1 pseudogene is annotated in these 264 nt (G+C 58.7%); it reads right to left on the bottom strand.

The annotated features are described in order from the left end of the window. Positions 1–89 precede the first annotated feature (89 nt). Positions 90–264, bottom strand: a pseudogene (locus J3481_RS15175) (IS1634 family transposase); the annotation flags it as partial.

The following is a 264-nucleotide window of genomic DNA, read 5'->3' as shown; positions in this document are numbered from 1 at the left end:
CCCGACTTCGACACTTCGTAGTCATACAAAGTCCCACGAACCCTTTGCCCATGCAGGTTCGTGGGACCTGTGGATAACTCGTGTAGTGTCTACAGCCCTCGTGCCCGAGGTTCTACCTTCAGGATCCTCGGTGGTTCTTTGATCCTCAAGGCTCGCAGGATCTCCCGCTGCGCCTCGGTCGTCTCCGTGCGCTGCACGACCATCCCGTCCGGCGTGCTCTTCGTCACCTGATGCATCGCTTGCATGTGAGAGCGGATGTCAGAC

The organism is Alicyclobacillus fructus, assembly GCF_017329605.1.
Classification (GTDB): domain Bacteria; phylum Bacillota; class Bacilli; order Alicyclobacillales; family Alicyclobacillaceae; genus Alicyclobacillus; species Alicyclobacillus fructus.
The sequence above is the reverse complement of the archived record's forward strand: the minus strand, read 5'-3'. Positions and strand labels throughout refer to the sequence as shown.